Origin of the sequence: Arthrobacter sp. FW306-05-C (assembly GCF_021801725.1) — a bacterium.
Taxonomy (GTDB): domain Bacteria; phylum Actinomycetota; class Actinomycetes; order Actinomycetales; family Micrococcaceae; genus Arthrobacter.
In genome coordinates this window covers 84,265-101,688 of the sequence record NZ_CP084556.1, presented here as the reverse complement: position 1 = coordinate 101,688, position 17,424 = coordinate 84,265, and the positions used below count along the sequence as shown (strand labels likewise).

The 17,424-nt window shown below is 65.9% G+C and carries 17 protein-coding genes; 6 read left to right on the top strand and 11 right to left on the bottom strand.

Annotated features, from left to right (window positions below; genetic code table 11):
• Window positions 1–207: 207 nt before the first annotated feature.
• The 3 genes from LFT44_RS00505 (at window position 208) to LFT44_RS00495 (ending at window position 3,554) form a co-directional block, all read left to right on the top strand.
• Window positions 208–657 (top strand): helix-turn-helix transcriptional regulator, encoded by a 450-nt coding sequence (locus LFT44_RS00505; protein WP_236800474.1) that lies wholly within the window; start codon window positions 208–210, stop codon window positions 655–657.
• Window positions 654–1,073 carry a VOC family protein gene (locus tag LFT44_RS00500; protein ID WP_236800473.1) on the top strand — a complete coding sequence of 140 codons (420 nt, stop codon included), beginning with the start codon at window positions 654–656 and terminating at the stop codon, window positions 1,071–1,073. The genes LFT44_RS00505 and LFT44_RS00500 overlap by 4 nt, the downstream gene beginning before the upstream one ends.
• Window positions 1,074–1,184: 111 nt before the next feature.
• On the top strand, window positions 1,185–3,554 hold the full coding sequence (locus LFT44_RS00495) for an ATP-binding cassette domain-containing protein (RefSeq protein ID WP_236802975.1): 2,370 nt from the start codon (window positions 1,185–1,187) through the stop codon (window positions 3,552–3,554).
• On the opposite strand, the gene LFT44_RS00490 is transcribed toward LFT44_RS00495, so the two are convergent.
• Window positions 3,551–4,513 (bottom strand): alpha/beta hydrolase, encoded by a 963-nt coding sequence (locus LFT44_RS00490; protein ID WP_236800472.1) that lies wholly within the window; start codon window positions 4,511–4,513, stop codon window positions 3,551–3,553. The two genes, LFT44_RS00495 and LFT44_RS00490, sit on opposite strands and share 4 nt — an antisense overlap.
• Window positions 4,514–4,618: 105 nt before the next feature.
• Between LFT44_RS00490 and LFT44_RS00485 the strand changes: the two genes are divergently transcribed.
• Both LFT44_RS00485 and LFT44_RS00480 read left to right on the top strand, forming a co-directional pair.
• Window positions 4,619–5,200, top strand: coding sequence for an MOSC domain-containing protein (locus LFT44_RS00485; RefSeq protein ID WP_236800471.1), 582 nt, complete (start codon window positions 4,619–4,621; stop codon window positions 5,198–5,200).
• Window positions 5,201–5,443: 243 nt separating this feature from the next.
• Window positions 5,444–6,427 carry a trypsin-like serine peptidase gene (locus tag LFT44_RS00480; RefSeq protein WP_236800470.1) on the top strand — a complete coding sequence of 328 codons (984 nt, stop codon included), beginning with the start codon at window positions 5,444–5,446 and terminating at the stop codon, window positions 6,425–6,427.
• A 136-nt stretch (window positions 6,428–6,563) separates the two neighbouring features.
• Here LFT44_RS00480 and LFT44_RS00475 read toward each other — a convergent pair whose 3' ends face one another.
• The 8 genes from LFT44_RS00475 to LFT44_RS00440 form a co-directional block, all read right to left on the bottom strand.
• Complete coding sequence (locus LFT44_RS00475; protein ID WP_236800469.1) at window positions 6,564–7,544, bottom strand: cyclase family protein; 981 nt, start codon at window positions 7,542–7,544, stop codon at window positions 6,564–6,566.
• Window positions 7,541–7,798 carry a hypothetical protein gene (locus LFT44_RS00470; protein ID WP_236800468.1) on the bottom strand — a complete coding sequence of 86 codons (258 nt, stop codon included), beginning with the start codon at window positions 7,796–7,798 and terminating at the stop codon, window positions 7,541–7,543. The genes LFT44_RS00475 and LFT44_RS00470 overlap by 4 nt, the downstream gene beginning before the upstream one ends.
• A gap of 9 nt (window positions 7,799–7,807) precedes the next feature.
• Window positions 7,808–9,145 carry a TRAP transporter large permease subunit gene (locus tag LFT44_RS00465; protein ID WP_236800467.1) on the bottom strand — a complete coding sequence of 446 codons (1,338 nt, stop codon included), beginning with the start codon at window positions 9,143–9,145 and terminating at the stop codon, window positions 7,808–7,810.
• Window positions 9,146–9,224: 79 nt separating this feature from the next.
• Entirely contained in the window at window positions 9,225–10,004 is a 780-nt protein-coding gene (locus LFT44_RS00460; RefSeq protein ID WP_236800466.1) for an NAD(P)-dependent oxidoreductase, read from the bottom strand.
• Window positions 10,005–10,041: 37 nt separating this feature from the next.
• Window positions 10,042–10,671, bottom strand: coding sequence for a methyltransferase (locus LFT44_RS00455; RefSeq protein WP_236800465.1), 630 nt, complete (start codon window positions 10,669–10,671; stop codon window positions 10,042–10,044).
• Between the two features lie 31 nt (window positions 10,672–10,702).
• On the bottom strand, window positions 10,703–11,716 hold the full coding sequence (locus LFT44_RS00450) for a tripartite tricarboxylate transporter substrate binding protein (protein ID WP_236800464.1): 1,014 nt from the start codon (window positions 11,714–11,716) through the stop codon (window positions 10,703–10,705).
• A 58-nt stretch (window positions 11,717–11,774) separates the two neighbouring features.
• Complete coding sequence (locus LFT44_RS00445) at window positions 11,775–13,277, bottom strand: tripartite tricarboxylate transporter permease (RefSeq protein ID WP_236800463.1); 1,503 nt, start codon at window positions 13,275–13,277, stop codon at window positions 11,775–11,777.
• A gap of 2 nt (window positions 13,278–13,279) precedes the next feature.
• A complete protein-coding gene (locus LFT44_RS00440) occupies window positions 13,280–13,783 on the bottom strand; it encodes a tripartite tricarboxylate transporter TctB family protein (protein ID WP_236800462.1) in 504 nt (167 codons plus the stop codon).
• Between the two features lie 121 nt (window positions 13,784–13,904).
• Here LFT44_RS00440 and LFT44_RS00435 point away from each other — a divergent pair, with 121 nt between their 5' ends.
• Entirely contained in the window at window positions 13,905–14,705 is an 801-nt protein-coding gene (locus tag LFT44_RS00435; RefSeq protein ID WP_236800461.1) for an IclR family transcriptional regulator, read from the top strand.
• Between the two features lie 232 nt (window positions 14,706–14,937).
• On the opposite strand, the gene LFT44_RS00430 is transcribed toward LFT44_RS00435, so the two are convergent.
• Complete coding sequence (locus LFT44_RS00430; protein WP_236800460.1) at window positions 14,938–16,317, bottom strand: MFS transporter; 1,380 nt, start codon at window positions 16,315–16,317, stop codon at window positions 14,938–14,940.
• 219 nt (window positions 16,318–16,536) lie between these two features.
• Window positions 16,537–17,409 (bottom strand): NAD(P)-dependent oxidoreductase, encoded by an 873-nt coding sequence (locus LFT44_RS00425; protein WP_236800459.1) that lies wholly within the window; start codon window positions 17,407–17,409, stop codon window positions 16,537–16,539.
• Window positions 17,410–17,424 lie beyond the last annotated feature (15 nt).

Here is a 17,424-nt window from a genome sequence, read left to right as displayed (position 1 = left end):
GGGTCCCGAGCAGTATTCGGGCAGGGTTTAGGAGGGGGTGAAACAGGGTTGGTTTGCCGGTGCCGGGTTTCTCGAGCCCTGTTCGGGCGAGGACCTCATGCTGGTCAGCGGGATAATCATACCCTCCGCCGCAGGGTCAAAATGTCCACCGGAACCCCGCTGTCCGGACTCTGGACAACCCCTCCCGGACGTAGCACGATCGGAGCTGTGACCAGCACACCCGCCAATGATCCGTACCTGCGCGAACTCTTCCAGCTGAGGCGCGTCAAGGACCGGATGGACCGCGAGTACGCCCAGCCGCTCGACGTCGAATCGCTCGCCAAGGACGTCCACATGTCCGCAGGCCATTTCAGCCGCCGCTTCAAGCTCGCCTACGGCGAATCGCCCTACAGCTACCTCATGACGCGCCGAATCGAACGGGCCATGGCACTGCTGCGCAAAGGTGACCTCAGCGTCACGGAGGTGTGCTTCGCCGTCGGCTGTTCCTCCTTGGGGACTTTCAGCACCCGCTTCAGCGAACTGGTGGGAATGCCCCCGAGCGTATATAAGCAAGAAGCGGGAGGATCGACGGCGGGGATCCCCGCGTGCGTGGCGAAACAGGTCACCAGACCGGTCAGGAATCGAGAAGCGCCCACCCCCGAGCCGTTACTAGCATGACTGCCATGGACATCAACATTTCCTCAACCTTCCTTCCCGCAACCGATCCCGATGCTTCGCTGGCGTTCTACCGCGACGCTTTGGGCTTCGAAATCCGCAACGACGTGGGCCGCGGCACCATGCGCTGGATTACCGTTGGCCCCGCAGGGCAGAAGGACGTTTCCATCGTCCTGCACCCGCCTGCGGTAGACCCTGGAATCACCGAGGATGAGCGCCGTACCATCACCGAAATGATGGCCAAGGGCACCTACGCCACCATCGTGCTCTCCGCCCCCGACGTGGACGCCGCCTTCGCCAAGGTGGAGGCGACCGGGGCCGACGTTGTCCAGGAACCCATCGACCAGCCGTACGGCATCCGCGACTGCGCCTTCCGCGACCCCGCCGGGAACACCGTCCGCATCAACCAGCAGCCTTAGGCATATAAACAGCCACGTATATAAGGGACGACGCGGGTCGGAGACTCACAGTGCAGCCTCCGTCCCGTGCCGCTCCACGAGAAGGGGGACACCTTGAGCACGGACGCCGACATGGAGACCAGGCAGGCGCTGCACATCGCCGACAGCCACGACCGGATCCGGGTGCAGGGCGCCCGGGAAAACAACCTGAAGGACATCAGCCTGGAGCTGCCGAAGCGCCGCCTGACCGCCTTCACCGGCGTGTCCGGCTCCGGCAAGAGCTCGCTCGTGTTCGCTACCATCGCCGCGGAGTCGCAGCGGATGATCAACGAGACCTACAGCGCGTTCGTGCAGGGCTTCATGCCCAACCTTGCCCGGCCGGATGTGGACCGGTTGGAGGGGCTGACCACCGCCATCATTGTGGACCAGGAGCGGATGGGCGCCAACCCGCGCTCCACCGTGGGCACCGCCACCGACGCGAACGCCATGCTGCGGATCCTGTTCAGCCGCCTGGGTAAACCGTATGTCGGGCCGCCCACCGCCTTCTCCTTCAACGTGCCCACCCGCAAGGCCAGCGGCATCATGAGCACCGAAAAGGGCGGCCGGGTGGAAAAGAACGTGGTGCGCCAGGTGACCTACCTCGGCGGCATGTGTCCTCGCTGCGAGGGCATGGGGAACATCAGCGACATCGACCGGACTGCGCTGTACGACGATTCCAAGTCCCTGAATGAGGGCGCGCTCACCGTCCCCGGCTACTCGATGGACGGCTGGTACGGACGCCTGTTCGGGGGCATGGGCCTGCCCATGGACAAACCGATCGCCAAGTTTACGGCGAAGCAGCTGGACACAATGCTGTACGCCGAACCCACCAAGATCAAGGTGGAAGGCGTCAACCTCACGTTCGAGGGCATCATCCCCAAGATCCAGAAGTCCATGCTGTCCAAGGACGTGGAGGCCATGCAGCCGCACGTGAAACGCTTCGTGGAGCGGGCGGTCACCTTCGCCACCTGCCCGGACTGCGGCGGAACCCGGCTCACCCCGGAAGTGCTCAATTCGAAGATCAATGGCAGGAACATCGCGGACCTGTGCACCATGCAGATCAGCGACTTGGCGCAATGGATCCGTGACCTGGACGAACCCTCGGTCCGGCCGCTGCTGGCCGGGCTGCGGGACCTGCTGGATTCCTTCGCCGAGATCGGCCTGGGCTACCTGTCCCTGGACCGCCCGGCGGGCACCCTTTCCGGCGGCGAGGCGCAGCGGACCAAGATGATCCGCCACCTGGGCTCCTCGCTCACCGATGTCACCTATGTCTTCGATGAGCCCAGCATCGGGCTGCATCCGCACGACATCGAGCGGATGAACACGCTCCTGCTGCAGTTGCGGGACAAAGGCAACACCGTGCTGGTGGTGGAGCACAAACCGGAGATGATCGCCATCGCCGATCACGTCGTCGACCTCGGCCCCAAAGCCGGCACGGGCGGCGGCGAGATTGTCTATGAAGGCGACGTGGACGGGCTCCGTTCCAGTGGGACCATCACCGGCCGGCACCTGGACGACCGCGCCCGACTCAAGGAATCCGTCCGGAAGGCAACCAGCGCGCTTGAAGTCCGGGGCGCCTCCACGAACAACCTGCAGAATGTGGACGTCGACGTCCCTCTCGGCGTGCTGTGCGTGGTGACGGGCGTGGCCGGCTCGGGGAAGAGCTCGCTGATCCATGGCTCGCTGGCCAAGCGGGAGGGCGTGGTGGTCATCGACCAGGGCGCCATCAAGGGGTCCCGCCGCAGCAACCCGGCCACGTACACCGGCCTGCTGGAGCCCATCCGCAAGGCCTTCGCCAAGGCCAACGGGGTGAAACCGGCGCTGTTCAGCTCCAACTCCGAGGGCGCCTGCCCCACCTGCAATGGCGCCGGGGTGATCTTCACCGAGCTCGGCGTCATGGCCACCGTGGAGTCCACCTGCGAGGACTGCGAGGGCCGCCGCTTCCAGCCCGCCGTCCTCGAATACACGTTGGGCGGGCAGAACATCGCCGACGTTCTGGACATGTCAGTGGACGCGGCGCTGGCGTATTTTGCCGGGGGTGAGGCGAAGACGCCCGCCGCGCACAAGGTCCTTGAGCGGCTGGCGGACGTCGGCCTCGGCTACATCACCCTGGGCCAGCCGCTCACCACGCTGTCCGGCGGCGAGCGCCAGCGGCTCAAACTGGCCACGCAAATGGCGGAGACCGGGGACGTGTACATCCTGGACGAGCCCACCGTGGGCCTGCACCTGGCGGACGTCCAACAGCTGCTGGGCCTGCTGGACCGGCTCGTGGATGCAGGGAAGTCGGTGATCGTGATCGAGCACCACCAGGCGGTGATGGCCCACGCGGACTGGGTCATCGACATCGGCCCGGGAGCAGGGCACGACGGCGGCAGGATCGTTTTCGAGGGAACGCCGGCTGAGCTGGTGGCCGGGCGGGCAACGCTCACCGGGCGGCACCTGGCAACGTATGTGGGGGCCTAAAGCCGCCCCAGGAAGGCGACGGTGGCGGCGGCGATCTGCTGCTGGGCGGCCTGGCGGCTGACGCCGGGTTCGCCGTCGCCCGGCTGGTTGCCGTAGTCGCCAAAGAACGCGTGCACTCCGCCCCTGACAGCCGCAAATTCCGTGTCGGCGGGCAGCAGTTGGCGGGAGGCGTCGATTTTTGCCGGGGTGCTTAGTCCGTCGCTACTGCCGGAGACGGACAGGATGGACAATCCGGTCCTTCCCCGCAGCGACTCCACAGGGTAGGAGGCGTACAGGACCAGGCCCTTGATGTCGGCGTTGTGGAGGGCGAACGAGGATGCAGAGACACCGCCGAGCGAGTGGCCGCCCACGGCCCAGGTGGTGATGTCCGGGTTGTCCCCGATGGCGCCGCGGGCCTGGTTGCCGTCCAGCAGGCTGAGCCCCAGCGGTTCCTTCAGGATGACCACCCGGTACCCGGCGCCTACCACCGGCGCAAGAATGTCCTGGTAGGCCCGGGCATCCACGCGCGCGCCGGGGTAGAAGACCAGGCCCTTGGCAGTGGCGCTCCCCTCGGGTGACATGGTGACGGCGGCGTTCGTTTCGGTGACGCTGAAGTCCGACGTCGGGCCCGCCTCCGCCGTCGCTCCCGGCTGGTAGGCAAAGGGGTTGAGCCAGGCAAGCCCGGCAGCGAACTCCAGAACGGCCAACCGGCCCAACCATGCGCCAACAATCCTGGGTAGGGAGCGGGGCCGGGGAACATCCCGGCGCAGCCACAGCAGGACCGCCCAAGCCACGCCCGCGGCGCCGGCCGCCAGCAGGATTCCCGGCAGCAGCGGATGACCGGCCAGGACGGCGGGGTTCCCGGCCAGCATCCACACGGCAACCCCCGAGAGGGCCGCGGCGCAGACCACTGATACCCAGAAAATGACCGTCCGCCGTCTGGGCGGCGCAACGGCGGCCGGGGAGGATGAGGTGTCCATGGTTCCTGATCCTGCCACCGAAGCGCGGGATTTCAATGCCGGCCTGCCCTACGCTGGTTTTACCAGGGCCCCGCGGCCGCAGGGTTCCCTGGCCGAGCTTGCGAGGTGAGGGAACGGTTGGGGACCTACCGGTACGACGTCGAGATCCTGCATCTGCTGGTGTCCCCCGCGCATGCCTATTTCGGCCGCGCCCGGGACGGTGCCGCCGACGTTCCCACCACTGATGCAGACCAGGCGGAGGTGGTGGCCGGCAAGGGCATCGTGGGTGACCGGTTCTTTGGCAAGGCCGCGCACATGGACGCGGCGGTGACCCTGTTCGCCGTCGAATCCCTCGAAGCCATCGCCGCCGAGCTGGGCGCCCGGCCGTTCGATCCCCTGCTGACCCGCCGGAACGTGGTGCTCCGCGGAGCCCAGTTGGCGCCCCTGCTGGGGCAGGACTTCACGCTGGAATCCGGCGGGTCTGCGGTGTCCATGCACGTCGGCCGGCACGCCCAGCCTTGTGCGTGGATGAACGAGATGCTGGCGCCCGGCGCGCATCCGGCCATGCGGGGCCGCGGGGGCATCCGCTGCCGGGCCGTCTCCAGCGGCTTCCTGCACCGGGGCCCTGCGGTGCTGGTCAGTCCGGTACCGCTGCACCCGGACCGGGCCGGCGAAGCGACCCTGCTGCGGCCATCCCGCCTGCCGTAGATCCGGGCGCCCCGCGGCGGGGGACCTGCATCCTGTTGGTCCTGAAGCTCCACGGCAGTCCGGCGGACCGGCTTGAGGAACTCACCGGCGAGCCCCACACCCTGCGCCGCAAGCCTGGGATTACAGATTAGTTGAGCGAATAACTGATTTAGGAATCTTATTTACAACTTTGTCATACCGGGATAGGTTCATCCCCAGCGAACCACATCAGGTCCGCTTCACCCGAACCTACCGAGGACAGCTATGACATCACCCAGGACTCTGGCCACAAGCCTCATGAGCCTCACAACAGCAGCACTGTTCGCCCTTTGCTCAGCGGGTCAGGCAACGGCGGCGCCCGCATCGCCGGACACCAAGGACGTTGCCGGCGTCAGCAGCATGGCCCTCGCCGACACAACCGGCGCCGACTACTGGACGCCCGAACGCATGCGCTCGGCCATCCCGGCGGACGTTCTGGCGAAAAAGGCTGTGGACCGGCAACAGTCCAGCCCGGCCGTCCTCCCCGAGCAGGCTAAGGGCCCGGAGACCAAGGTCCAGGGCTCGGCACCCCAGATCCAGACCAAGGCCAACGCCAGCGAAAGCCCCGTGTCCCACATCGGCAAGGTGTTCTTCACCCTCGGCGGCACGAACTATGTCTGCTCGGCAAACTCGGTGGCATCGGCCAACCGGAACACCGTGTCCACCGCCGGCCACTGCCTCAATGAAGGACCCGGAGCCTTTGCCACCAAATTCACGTTTGTTCCTGCATACCTGAATGGCTCCGCACCCTACGGAAAGTGGACTGCCAAGGCGCTTTACGCCCCAACCCAGTGGAGCTCGTCCGGCAGCATGGAGTATGACACGGGCTTTGCCGTAGTAAGCCAGCTCAACGGCCGCAACCTCGCCGATGTCGTCGGGGCCTCCGGGGTGAGCTTCAACGCCGCCCGCGGCCTCGCCTACAAGGCATTCGGCTATCCGGCAGCCTCACCGTTCAACGGCGAATCCCTGAAAAGCTGCTCCGGCACCGCCACCAACGATCCCTACAACCCCCAGTTCAACAGCCAGGGAATTCCCTGCAACATGACGGGCGGTTCCTCGGGCGGGCCGTGGTTCATCGGCACCAGCTCCAGCGGCTACCAGAACTCGGTCAACAGCTACGGCTACGGCAGCAACTCCACCAAGATGTACGGCCCGTATTGGGGTTCAGTGATCCAGCAGGCGTATAACGCGGCGTCCTCAGCCCCTTAAAGCGGACGACGGCGATGCCCGGCATCTTCCGCTGATCCACGCCAGCTTCACAATGAACGCAGAAAGGTCCGGTCGGTGACTCACACCGGCCGGACCTTTCTGTGGCGTCACGGAGGGCCCTCCCTAGTGGTCGGGGTCAGGTGATGGCTGTGGCGTTGGCCGGGGAACCGGTAGCCCCGGTGATGTTCAGGGGCTTGATGCTGATGAAGGCATCCCAGCGGCCGGTGGTCTTCATGTGCCGGGCCAGGGGCGTGAGTTTCCAGAGTTCGCCCAAGGGCAGGCCGAGTTTGGCCAGGAGTTGCTGGTGCATCATGCCATGGTCGTTGGTGGCCGAAGACCGGTACGGGCTCTCAGGTACCGCCGGCAGGCATTCGAACGCGAAGTTGTCCGCGGCGACAAGAGCGAACTGGCTGTCCCACGCCCAGGCCACGAACTCCTCCGACTGTGCCACACCGGACGCCTTGCGGCTCTCGCGGATGCGTTGCTTCTCCTCCGGACCAAGCGCAAGGAACCATTCGCACCAGCCGGTGTGGAGCATGAGGATGTCGCCGGGACGGGTGGTGATGGATTGCGCCGCCATGGCTGCCTGGACCAGGCCCAGGGTGAGAGGTTCCCCGGCAGTGTGGTCGATCGGCTCTCCCGCAGCGTTCCGGTACCCCTCCACGTCGACGAGCACGGCCCGGCCGGTGATCGGGTGTTCCGCCCATTCCTGGATGCCGAGGTCCGGGGTGCCTTCAGTGATCCGGTCATCCGCGGTACCGTTGTAGAAGCCCACGTCGTCTGCCCGCCGGTGCCGAAGCCCGTCAACCTGGCTCGACCCCTGCAGGTAGTACCCGTCAAGGTAGTCGTCGCGGTGGGCCGGATGGGAGGAATAGATGGTGTGCCGGGGCGCCCGGCGCTTAAGCGACATGCCGGGATCGAAGGCATCAGCCGGATAGTCCAGGCCGAACACCGTCCCGGTCCGAATACTGTCCCTGGCCTCCAGGACAATGTCAGGCGTGATGAACGATGGCGTGCCGCGCTCCGGTTCGGGAAACAGTCCCCAGGATGTCCCTGACAACCCGCCTTCCCGCTGCAGGAGATCGGCGAAGCGCGGAAACTGTTTGTGCCCGGTCATCGGGTGGTTGCTTCCTGTTGCTGCGGCGACTGCTTTTGCAGGCGCTTGTAGCTGAGCAGGAACCCGGCCACCGCGCAGACGGACGCCGCAATGCAGATGGGGGGCTTGATGAAGTTATTGAAGAAATCGAGCCATCCGCCCTGGCCGGCCACCAGCCCGGCGGCCTGCCCTGCCACAAACAGAACGCCGCCGATGAGGAGCGCTCCGAGGGTGATGACGAAGACGGTTTCGGTGACTCTTCGAGATGTGTCCATGGTGGTTCCTTAGATCGGCAGGACGCCGAGGATGATCAACACGCCGATGACCAGCAGGGGCAGGGCGTAGTGGGTGAGCAGGCGCGCGAAGGTCGTGATGGGGTTGACGTCCGCTATGCCACAGGCAACATAGAGCGGGGCGCCGCCGGGCGGGACCGCCGCTTCGCAGGAGGAGAAAACCAGGACGGCGACGGCGGCCGTGGTGGCCGGAACACCGGCCGCGACGAGGGCTGCGACGCCAACCGTCCCGACGGCGGCCATGGTGGCCGTGGCGGACAGCGGGGCCGCGACGGCGATGACGATCAGGCCGATCAGGATGGCGAGCAGCCAGAGGGGGAGGTTCATGCCGTTCAGGAGTGCCGTCATCTGCTTGGGAAGGCCGGTGGCGGCGAGCGCATTGGCACCGGCGAAAGCGAAGACCACCGTCACGCCAACAATTCCGAAGCGCGGTGCAGAGCCTTGGAGCAGTTCGACCCAGGCGCGGCCGGTGCGTGGCAGCTGTTTCCGGCCCAGCAGGGCACCTGTGATGAGCAGGACCACGGGGATCCAGACGATCACGCTGACGGACTTGCTGACGTCACCACCGGTCCAGTCCGAGAGCGCCGACGTGAGGAATCCCGAGGTGATGACCAACGGGATGGCGACGACGACGAACAGCAGGAGGGTGGCCCAGCCCTGGCCGAAAGCGGCCCGGACGGACATCCGGTGGGCTGCATCAAGGGGTGCCATCCCGCTTTTGCGGATCAGCAGCCAAGTGACGATGAGCCGGTGCAGGAAGCACCACAGGCCTCCGAAAAGCAGTGGCAGGACCAGCGCGTTGATGTTCAGGAGGGGCCCCACCGTGGCTGAACCGACCAGGACGAACATGGAGGCGCTGAACGGGAAGGTAATGCCCATCCCGGCGTTGCCTGCCACAAGGGTGGCGGCCGCGGGCTTGTCCAGCCGGGACTTCTCCATCCAGGGGATGGTGACCGACCCCACGGTCGCGGCGATCGCAGCCTGGTTGTGGACCACGCCGCCCAGGCCCGCTGAAGCCACTGTCGAAACCCATGCCGGCCCGCCCTTCACGCCGCCAATCAGGGAGTTGAGCAGGTCGATCAACCTGTCCAGGACGCCGCCCTTGTCGAGCAGGTAGCCCATGAAAACGAAGGCCATGGTGGCGTAGACAATTTCGTCAGTTGCAGCCGAATAGAGTGCCGACCATCCAACTTGCGCCGCGGCTGCGCCGGTGAACGGGAGGACCACCAGGAATCCCAGGATCATCGCTTCCCCCACGCTGCGCTTGATCAAGGTGGTCCAGAGCAGGATGACGGCCAGATAGGCGCCGAGTGCCCAGATGCCGATCATGCTGCTGCTCCTGACGGCGGAATGCCGGTTGTTGTGGAAATCATGTGTTGCCTGTTCCTGATTGTGCCCGACCGGGCGGTCAGCGCAAGGCCGGTTCCGTTGCGTGCGCGATGCGGGTCAAGGCATTGGCGGAAGCGGTTGTCATCTCTGCGGGGACGCCAAGGTCCGAGAGGTAGCCGGCGGTGTCCTGCATCTCCCTGGACCGGCGGGCGGCATGTTTGGCGGTGCCGGTGAGGAACCTGTCGATAACGGCCTGGCCGTCACCGGCAAGCTGCCCGGCAATCTGGGCGCGGATCCAGTCCTCGAGGCCTGCGGCCTTGCCTGCCGTGACGGCCTCGACCACCACGGAGGCCAGGCCCTTCATGAGGACGCTGCGCAGCAGCTTGTGCGCCATGGCCGCCCCGGGGCCGCCGTCGGCGATTTCCACCTGGACGCCCAGGGGTTCCAGCAGGGCGGCGACGGCCTGGGCGCCGGGGCCACTGACCATCAAGGGCGTCTTCTCCCCCAGCGCTGAGACCGGGCCGAGGATGGCGACGTCGGCGAAGGCGGCCTGGGTGGGCAGCTGCCCGAGTTCCTGCATGACGCCGGGCGATGAGGAGGTGAAGTCGGCGTAGCAGCTGCCGGGGGCCAGGACCGGCAGGCACTCCTGGGCTACACTGCGGGCAGCTGCGGCTCCGGTCATCACCAGGACGATATCGGCCCCTTCACAGGCTTCTGCAGCGGTGGCGGCGCGGGTGACGCCGGCGGGGGTGGACGCTGCCACGGGGTCGAACCCAGTGACCGCGTGGCCGGCAGCGGTAAGTGCCGCGGCGTAGGTGGCGCCGGCTTCGCCGAGGCCAATGACGGTGCATGCTGTCATGGAATTGGTGTCTTTCTTGCTTGGAAAGGTGCGGCGGCTAGGAGCGTGCCGCGACGATGGTTTGACGGCGGTTGGTTTCGTCCGCGAACACGGCCTCCGCTGCTTCGGCGACGGCGTTTGCCTGTTCGCGGGGAACCACCACCACGCCGTCGGAGTCTCCGATGATGATGTCGCCTGGCAGGACAGGAACACCGCCAAAGGCGACGGCGGTGCCCATTCGGAACGGACCGTCCTTGTAAGGACCTGCCGGCGAAGTAGCCCGGGCAAAGACCGGCATGCCGATCTCACCCAGCGCCTCGGCGTCGCGCGCTGCTCCGTCCAGCGCAAAGCCCGCGACGCCGAGGTTGATGGCGCGCTCCCCTATTAGTTCCCCCAGCAGGGCGCGGGACTCATCGCCGCCGCCGGCAACGACAATGACGTCCCCGGGCCGCACCTGCTGCAGGGCGGCGTGGATTCCCTTGTTGTCTCCGGGCCGGGTCCACACCGTGAAGGCCGGTCCTGCGAGCTTTGCACCGGGCCAGACGGCCTGGATGGCCGAGTCGGCTACGCCGAGCCGGTCCATGGCATCGCCGATGTTCGCGGCGGGCAGCTTGGCGAGGCGGTCCACTACGTCCCGGTCCGGCCGGGCGAAGTCAACGTCAACAGTGTCAAGGGCTGGGGTTGTCATAGGGGTTCTTTCGGTGGGTGGGGCGGGTGGATCAGTCTTTTTTCTGGACCAGCGGGAGGACCTGCTTGAAGTCGCCTTCCTGGCCGGCCCACATCTGTTCGTAGTCCTTGGCCGTGAGGTAGCTGGTCTGCAGGCCCAGGTCCTTCATCTTCTGCACTACGGCCGGGTCTTCGATGGCCTTCTCAAGGGCAGCTTCGAGTTTCTTGGCAACGGCATCGGGGAGTCCGGCCGGTGCGGAGTAGCCACGGGCGGTGCCCGCTTCGACGTCGTATCCGGATTCCTTAAAGGTGGGCACGTCAGGCAGCGCCGGAGAGCGTTCGGCGCTCATGACACCCAGGACGCGGGCCTTGCCCTGCTTGGTGAGGTCGTTCACGTCGCTGACGTTGGCCACCAGGACGTCCACGTGCTTGCCGAGGAACGCGGTGGTTGCCTGCGAGGCCCCTTCGGAGAAGTGGACCGGGGCAAACTCGGAGCCGGTGACCTGCTGGATCTGGGCCAAGGCGAAGTGCTCGCCCGTCTGGATGCCGGTGGTGCTGGCGGTGAGGGACTTGGGGGTGGCCTTCTCGGCGTCCAGGAGTTCCTTCAGCGTCTTGTAGGGACTGTCCGGCTGCACGGCGATAACGGCGGGGTCAAAGACCTGCCGGCCCAACGGCTTGAAGCTGTCCCGGGTGTACTTTGCGCCGCGGGCGGGATCGAGCGGCGAGACGACGACGGACGGTGAGCCCGTCGCGCCGATGGTGTAGCCATCCGGCTTGGCGCTGGTCAGCGCTGTGTAGCCGATCTGGCCGCCTGCGCCGGGCTTGTTGACCACTTCGACCTTGGTGCCGAGTTCCTTCTCCAGGACGGGCTGGATCAGCCTGGCGGCCGTGTCCACGGCGCCGCCGGAGGAGAACGCGACGATCAGGTCGATGGACTTCCCCTTTTTCGGGAAGTCGGTGGCACCTGCGGTCGAGTTGGAGGCGCCGGCGTTGGCGTTGGCGCCGCAGCCGGTGAGGGCGATCAGGGATGCTGCTGCGAAGGCAGCAATGATTTTCTTGCGTGACAAGGGTCTTCTCCTTTGAAGTGATGCGGATGGAGCGGGGATGGGTGTTTGTTGGGGAGTCTTAGGCTTCGGGGTCCTCGGTGAGGGCTTTGGGCTTGCGGATTTTCAGCAGCGGGCTGCAGAGGATCAGCAGGCCGACGGCGATCAGCACGGCTGAGATTGGCCGGCTGAGGAAGACGCTGAAATCGCCCTGGGAAATCTCCAGCGATTCGCGCAGCGAGCGTTCCATCAGGGGGCCCAGCACCAGGGTGAGGACCATCGGGGCCAGCGGAATGTCGAGGTTCCGCAGTGCAAGGCCCAGGAGGCCGAAGCCGACCATGACGTAGACGTCGAAGACGCTGAAGTTGATGGTGTAGGCGCCGATGACCATGAACAGCAGGATCACGGCGGTCAGGATGGGGGTGGGGACGCGCAGGATGGAGGTCCACAGTCCCACCAGCGGAACGTTGAGCAGGAGCAGGATGACGTTTCCGATGAAGAGGCTGGCGATGATTGCCCAGGCAATATCCGAGTGCTCGGTGAACAGGCTGGGCCCCGGTGTGAGGCCCTGCTGGAGGAAGGCTCCCATCAGCACCGCAATGGTGGGCGATGCCGGGATGCCCAGGGTGAACAGCGGGATGAGTGCCGCGTTGGCGTGGGCGTTGTTGGCGGTTTCGGGGCCGGCCACACCTTCCACCGCGCCCTTGCCGAGCTCGTGGCGGAAGCGGGAAAACTTCTTCTCGGCGGCGTAGGACAGCAGGGAGGACACCGATCCGGTCATGCCCGGGATCAGGCCAAGGCCGAAGCCGACGCCGGTGCCGCGGGCCATGGACGGAGCGCTTCGCCGCCACTCGGTCCGCGATGGGAACAGCTGCCGGAAACCGGGAGCGTGGACGATGGGGGTTACGTCGTTCCGGCGGAAGGAGAGGATTTCCGAGAGCCCGAAGACACCCACGATGACGGCCACGAAGCTCACGCCGTCCAGAAGGTTGTCGATGCCAAAGGTGAAGCGGGGGGCGCCTGCCACGGGGTCGATGCCCACCATGGAGATCAGCAGGCCCAGCGCGCCGGAAATCACGGCCTTGACCAGGGATTTTCCGGCCAGGGCCACCAGCAGCGAGATCCCGACGACCATGAGCGCGAAGAACTCGGGCGGGCCGACCAGGAGTCCCATTTCACCGAGAGGCTTGGCCGCCGCCACCAGGCCTACGGTGGCGATGGTGCCGCCGATGAAGGACCCGACCGCGGCCAGCGTCAGCGCGGCCCCTGCCCTGCCGATCTTGGTCATGGCGTAGCCGTCGATGGTGGTAATCGCGGACGACGCTTCACCGGGGGTGTTCAGCAGGACGCTGGTGATGGTGCCGCCGTACTGGGTGCCGTAGAAGATGGCGCAGAGCATGATGATCGACCCCGCAGGGTCCAAATTCAGCGTGATCGGGATCAGCAGGGCCACGCCTGCCACTGGTCCTACACCGGGCAGGACCCCGATGATGGTGCCCAGCAGGCAGCCGAGGAAGGCAAAAATCAGGTTCTGCCAGGTCATGGCGGTGGCAAAGCCGCCAAGGAGTTCATTGAGGGTTTCCATGCCTAAAGTCCGATCAGGTTCAGCGGAGCGAGTGACGAAACCGGGAGTGCCACGTTCAGGCCGTAGTTGAAGGCGTAAAAGGCGCCGACGCTCCCCGCCAGGGCGATGATCAGGGAGGGCACCCACGCCCGGTGTCCGCGGATTTTCAGGTGGTAGAGCAGGAACGCGAACATGCTCAGCTGGAAGCCCAGCAGGTCCATCACGGACGCCAGGATGACCAGGCTGGCCACGACGGAAATGACCACTCCTTTGTCCACACCTTCACCTCTGGCGCTCGGCCGGCGGAGTTCCTGGAGGAGCCAGACTGCCGACATCGCCACCAGGAGCGTCCCCATCGCGAAGGGGAACAGTCCGGCGCCCGGGCCCAAGGACGTCCAAAGGCCCAGGCCCAACGAGCTGACCAGGACGTAGATGCCGACGGCGGCGAAGGCGCCAATTCCCGCCAGCACACCGGGAGCAATCCGGATGGTGCTGCCTGCTTTCGTCGTGACTGACTCCGTTGTCATGAGCTTCCTTTTCACAGCGCGTCATTGCGTTTCACAGAATGAAACTATATTGCGTACTGAGAAATAGTGACAGGAGACACAGATGCTGTCAAGCGCAAGTAACCTTACATACAATGAAAGAATGGAAACCACGACTTCCACCCCGGCCAGCACGGCAGAAGAGAGCCCCAAGTCCTCGAACATGCGCTCCCTTTCGAGGGCCATGGAGGTCTTTGCCGAGCTGCAGCGGGCCGAGCGGCCGCAGCGGCTCAGTGATCTGGCGCGGAACTGCGGCATGAGCCTGCCCACCACGCTGAGGATCCTCCGGGTGCTGCAGGATTTCGGAATGGTGAGCCAAACGGACAAGTCCTACCGGATCGGCCCCGCCGTCCTGCCGGCGGCAAAGAGTTTCCTGGAAAACGATCCCTTGGCGGTCGCGGGACGTCCGGTTCTGCAGCAGCTCGCGACCCAGACCGGAATGTCTGTTTCCCTGCACACCCGGCTCGGGTTTGAGCGGATCCTGGTGGCACGGGTTCAAGGCGAAGCGCCCATGCAGTATGACCTGCCCCTGGGTAAACGCCTCCCCCTGACTCGTGGCGCGGCCGGAAAGATCCTGATCGCGGGCGCCTCCGATGCCGAACTCCAGCAGGTGGTAGCGGCCGCCATCGCCTCCGGTCACGAGGAGCAGGGATTCACGGTTGAGGAACTGAAGTCACGGCTGCCCGAACCTGGTTGTGACTACGCCTATTCTGCGAATGAGCGTGTGGTTGGCGTGCTCTCCGTAGGGGTGGCATTGACGAACAGAGCCGGCCGCGCCAACGAATCAATGGCGTTGAACTGCCCAGCGGAGGCGACGACCGAGGAGAAGATCAAAGCCAACGTTCCGGAACTGCGCCGTGCCGCCAGGCGACTCTCCGAACTGCTCGAGGGCTCCGTCTACTGAGCGGCAGCCCTCCGGCCCCACTGCAGGAAGGCGGACGACGGCGTCACGCACGGCACGCCTTCGGCCCACCCTTGGCGGGGGTACCCCGGAAACCCGGGCCACCGCCGTCGTACGCTGACTGAAAGCGTGCCCAGCGTGACGGACCTGCCGGAGAAGGGGGCTCCATGGGCAGGCGCGGGAAAAGGAGGAGACAGCCACCGGCTGTCCCCTCCTTTTCAGGTCGATGGTGAAGTTATGCGTGCAGGTTTCCGGCCCGGCCGGCCCTCGGCGCCTCAAGGTCCTCCAGCGAAGTGCCCTTGGTGTCGCTCGACATCAGGGTGGCCACCGCAGAGACCAGGCAGATGCCCAGCGTGGTCAAGCCGATCGTAAGCGGTACGTTGGCGGATCCTGGAGGCGCGATCGCCGTGAAGATGCTGGGAAAGAACGAGGCAATCATGAGCCCGATGTTCTGCGATACCGCAAAACCGGTCACCCGGATCCGCATGGGGAACTGCTCCTGGAAGAACGTGGCGAACGTGGCGTTCCACATCTGGAAGAAGATGCCCTGCACGATCACCACGCAGACGAAGACCAGCGGAAGGCTTCCCTGCTCGATGGCCCACAGGTAAACGCCCACCAGCAGGCCTCCGACCATGCCGCCGGCCGCCATGAGCATCCGCCGGCCAACCCGGTCGCTCAGCGCGCCGAACAGCGGGATGGTCGCCACGGCCGCGATGTTGGCCACCAGCGTGACCCACAGGAACTCACTGCTTGAGAAGCCATTGCCGTAGCCCTTTTGGGTGGCGTAGGAGACACCGAAGATCAACGTGGCCATGCCGATGACGTTGGTGAAGGTCATGAGGACGCAGCGGACCAGGACCCCGGGGCGGGTGCGCAGGAGTTCCACGAGGGGAAAGCGGCGCTTGGTTTCACCGGCACCGGACTGCGCCACATACGTGGGCGGTTCCTGCACGCGGCGCCGGATGAAGTACCCGGCCAGGATCACGACGGCGCTGAGCAGGAACGGGATGCGCCAGCCCCAGCTGCCGAACTGGTCGGCCGGGAGGACTGCGGCGAGAGGGAGCAGGACCGCGGTGGCAAGGATGGAGCCCACCTGGGTGCCCTGCAGGCTGAAGCTTGCAAAGAAGCCGCGCTTGGCATCGGGAGAGTGCTCGACGATCATGGCACTGGCGCCACCCAATTCCCCGGCCACGGCAAAGCCCTGGATCAGGCGAAGGATCACCAGGAGCGCCGGTGCCAGGAGGCCTACTTGGCCGTACGTGGGCAGCAGCCCCACAGCGAAGGTCGCGAAGCCCATAAGCAGCATGGCGAAGACGAGCACCTTCTTGCGTCCGTGCCGGTCACCGTAGGCACCCAGGACGACGGCGCCCACCGGACGGGACACGTAGCCCACGGCATACGTGGCAAGGGAGGCGATGATCCCGACGGTTGGGTTCTCCGAAGGAAAGAAGATGGAGGGAAAGATCAGCGTTGCCGCCAATGAGTACAACGCGAAGTCGTAGTACTCCAGGGCGCTTCCGATCCAGCCGCTCATCGCCGCTTTCCGCGGATCCCGCGAAGGGGCGTCAACACCCCGGCTGGGAACGGCGACGCGGGTGGGGGTGGTGCTCATGTGCTTATGTCCTTCGTCTTCATTGGCAAGGAACCGGAACCGCTGGGTTCAGCAGGTGTTCTTGGCTGTGTCTGCGCCGGAATCGGTCCAACCGGACCTGAAGCGACAGCTCTTGAATCGATTCATCCAATATAGAAGGTGACCCCCGTTACGTCAACGGGCAAGCGTTATCCCCCATCTCTCCGGGGTCCCGGCCGTTCCTCGGAAGGACCCTGCCTGCTACCGGCTGGCGTAATAGGCCGCAGCCATGTCCTGCTTGGCCCGACCCTGCTCCGACACCCGGTCCAACCTTGCGGCGAAAGCTTCAGCGCCGTCGAGCTTCACGCCCTGCTCAGCAGCCGCATCGACGATGAGGTGGGCATCCTTGCACGCCGTATCCACTGCGAAGGAGGCGGGGTCCAGGCCGTCTTCCATGATGAGGCCCATCTTGGTCCGCAAGTAAGGAAGGTCAAGGCCGCCGCCTTCGATCACGCCGAGGAACTGCTGCGGATCGACCCCAAGGGCTTCGGCGAGCGCAACCACTTCCCCGGCGGCGTTGGAGGCGGCGATGACCCAGCTGTTGACCACGAGCTTGAGGCGGGCTGCCGATCCGGTTGAGGCGTCTTCCCCAGTCCAGATGGTGCGGGCGCCGATGGCGTCGAGGACTTGCTCCACGCGCCGGCGCACAGCTTCGGGCGCGGCGGCAAGGACCAGCAGCTGGCCGGCTTCGGCAGGACCGCGCGTACCTGAGACCGGCGCCTCCACCAGGTCCAGGCCAAGCTCGCCGGCCAGGCCAGCCAGGACGGGTACGTCCCGCACGCCCACGGTGGTGGACTGAACCCAGGCCGTACCGGCCTTGAGCCCCGGGGCCGCGGAGCGCATGACCTGCTCCACCGCGGCGGCGTCGTACAGCATGGTCAGGACCACATCAACATCTGCCACTGCTTCGGCGGGGTTGGCGGCCCGGTGTGCGCCGTCCGCAGCCAGCGGTTCGGTTTTTGCCGGGTCCCGGTTCCACACCGAGACGTCGTGACCGGCACGCAGGAGGTTGCGGGCCATGGCCGCCCCCATGATTCCGGTTCCCAGCACAGCCACTTTGAGCTTCGTATCCATTGAGCAGTCCTCCTG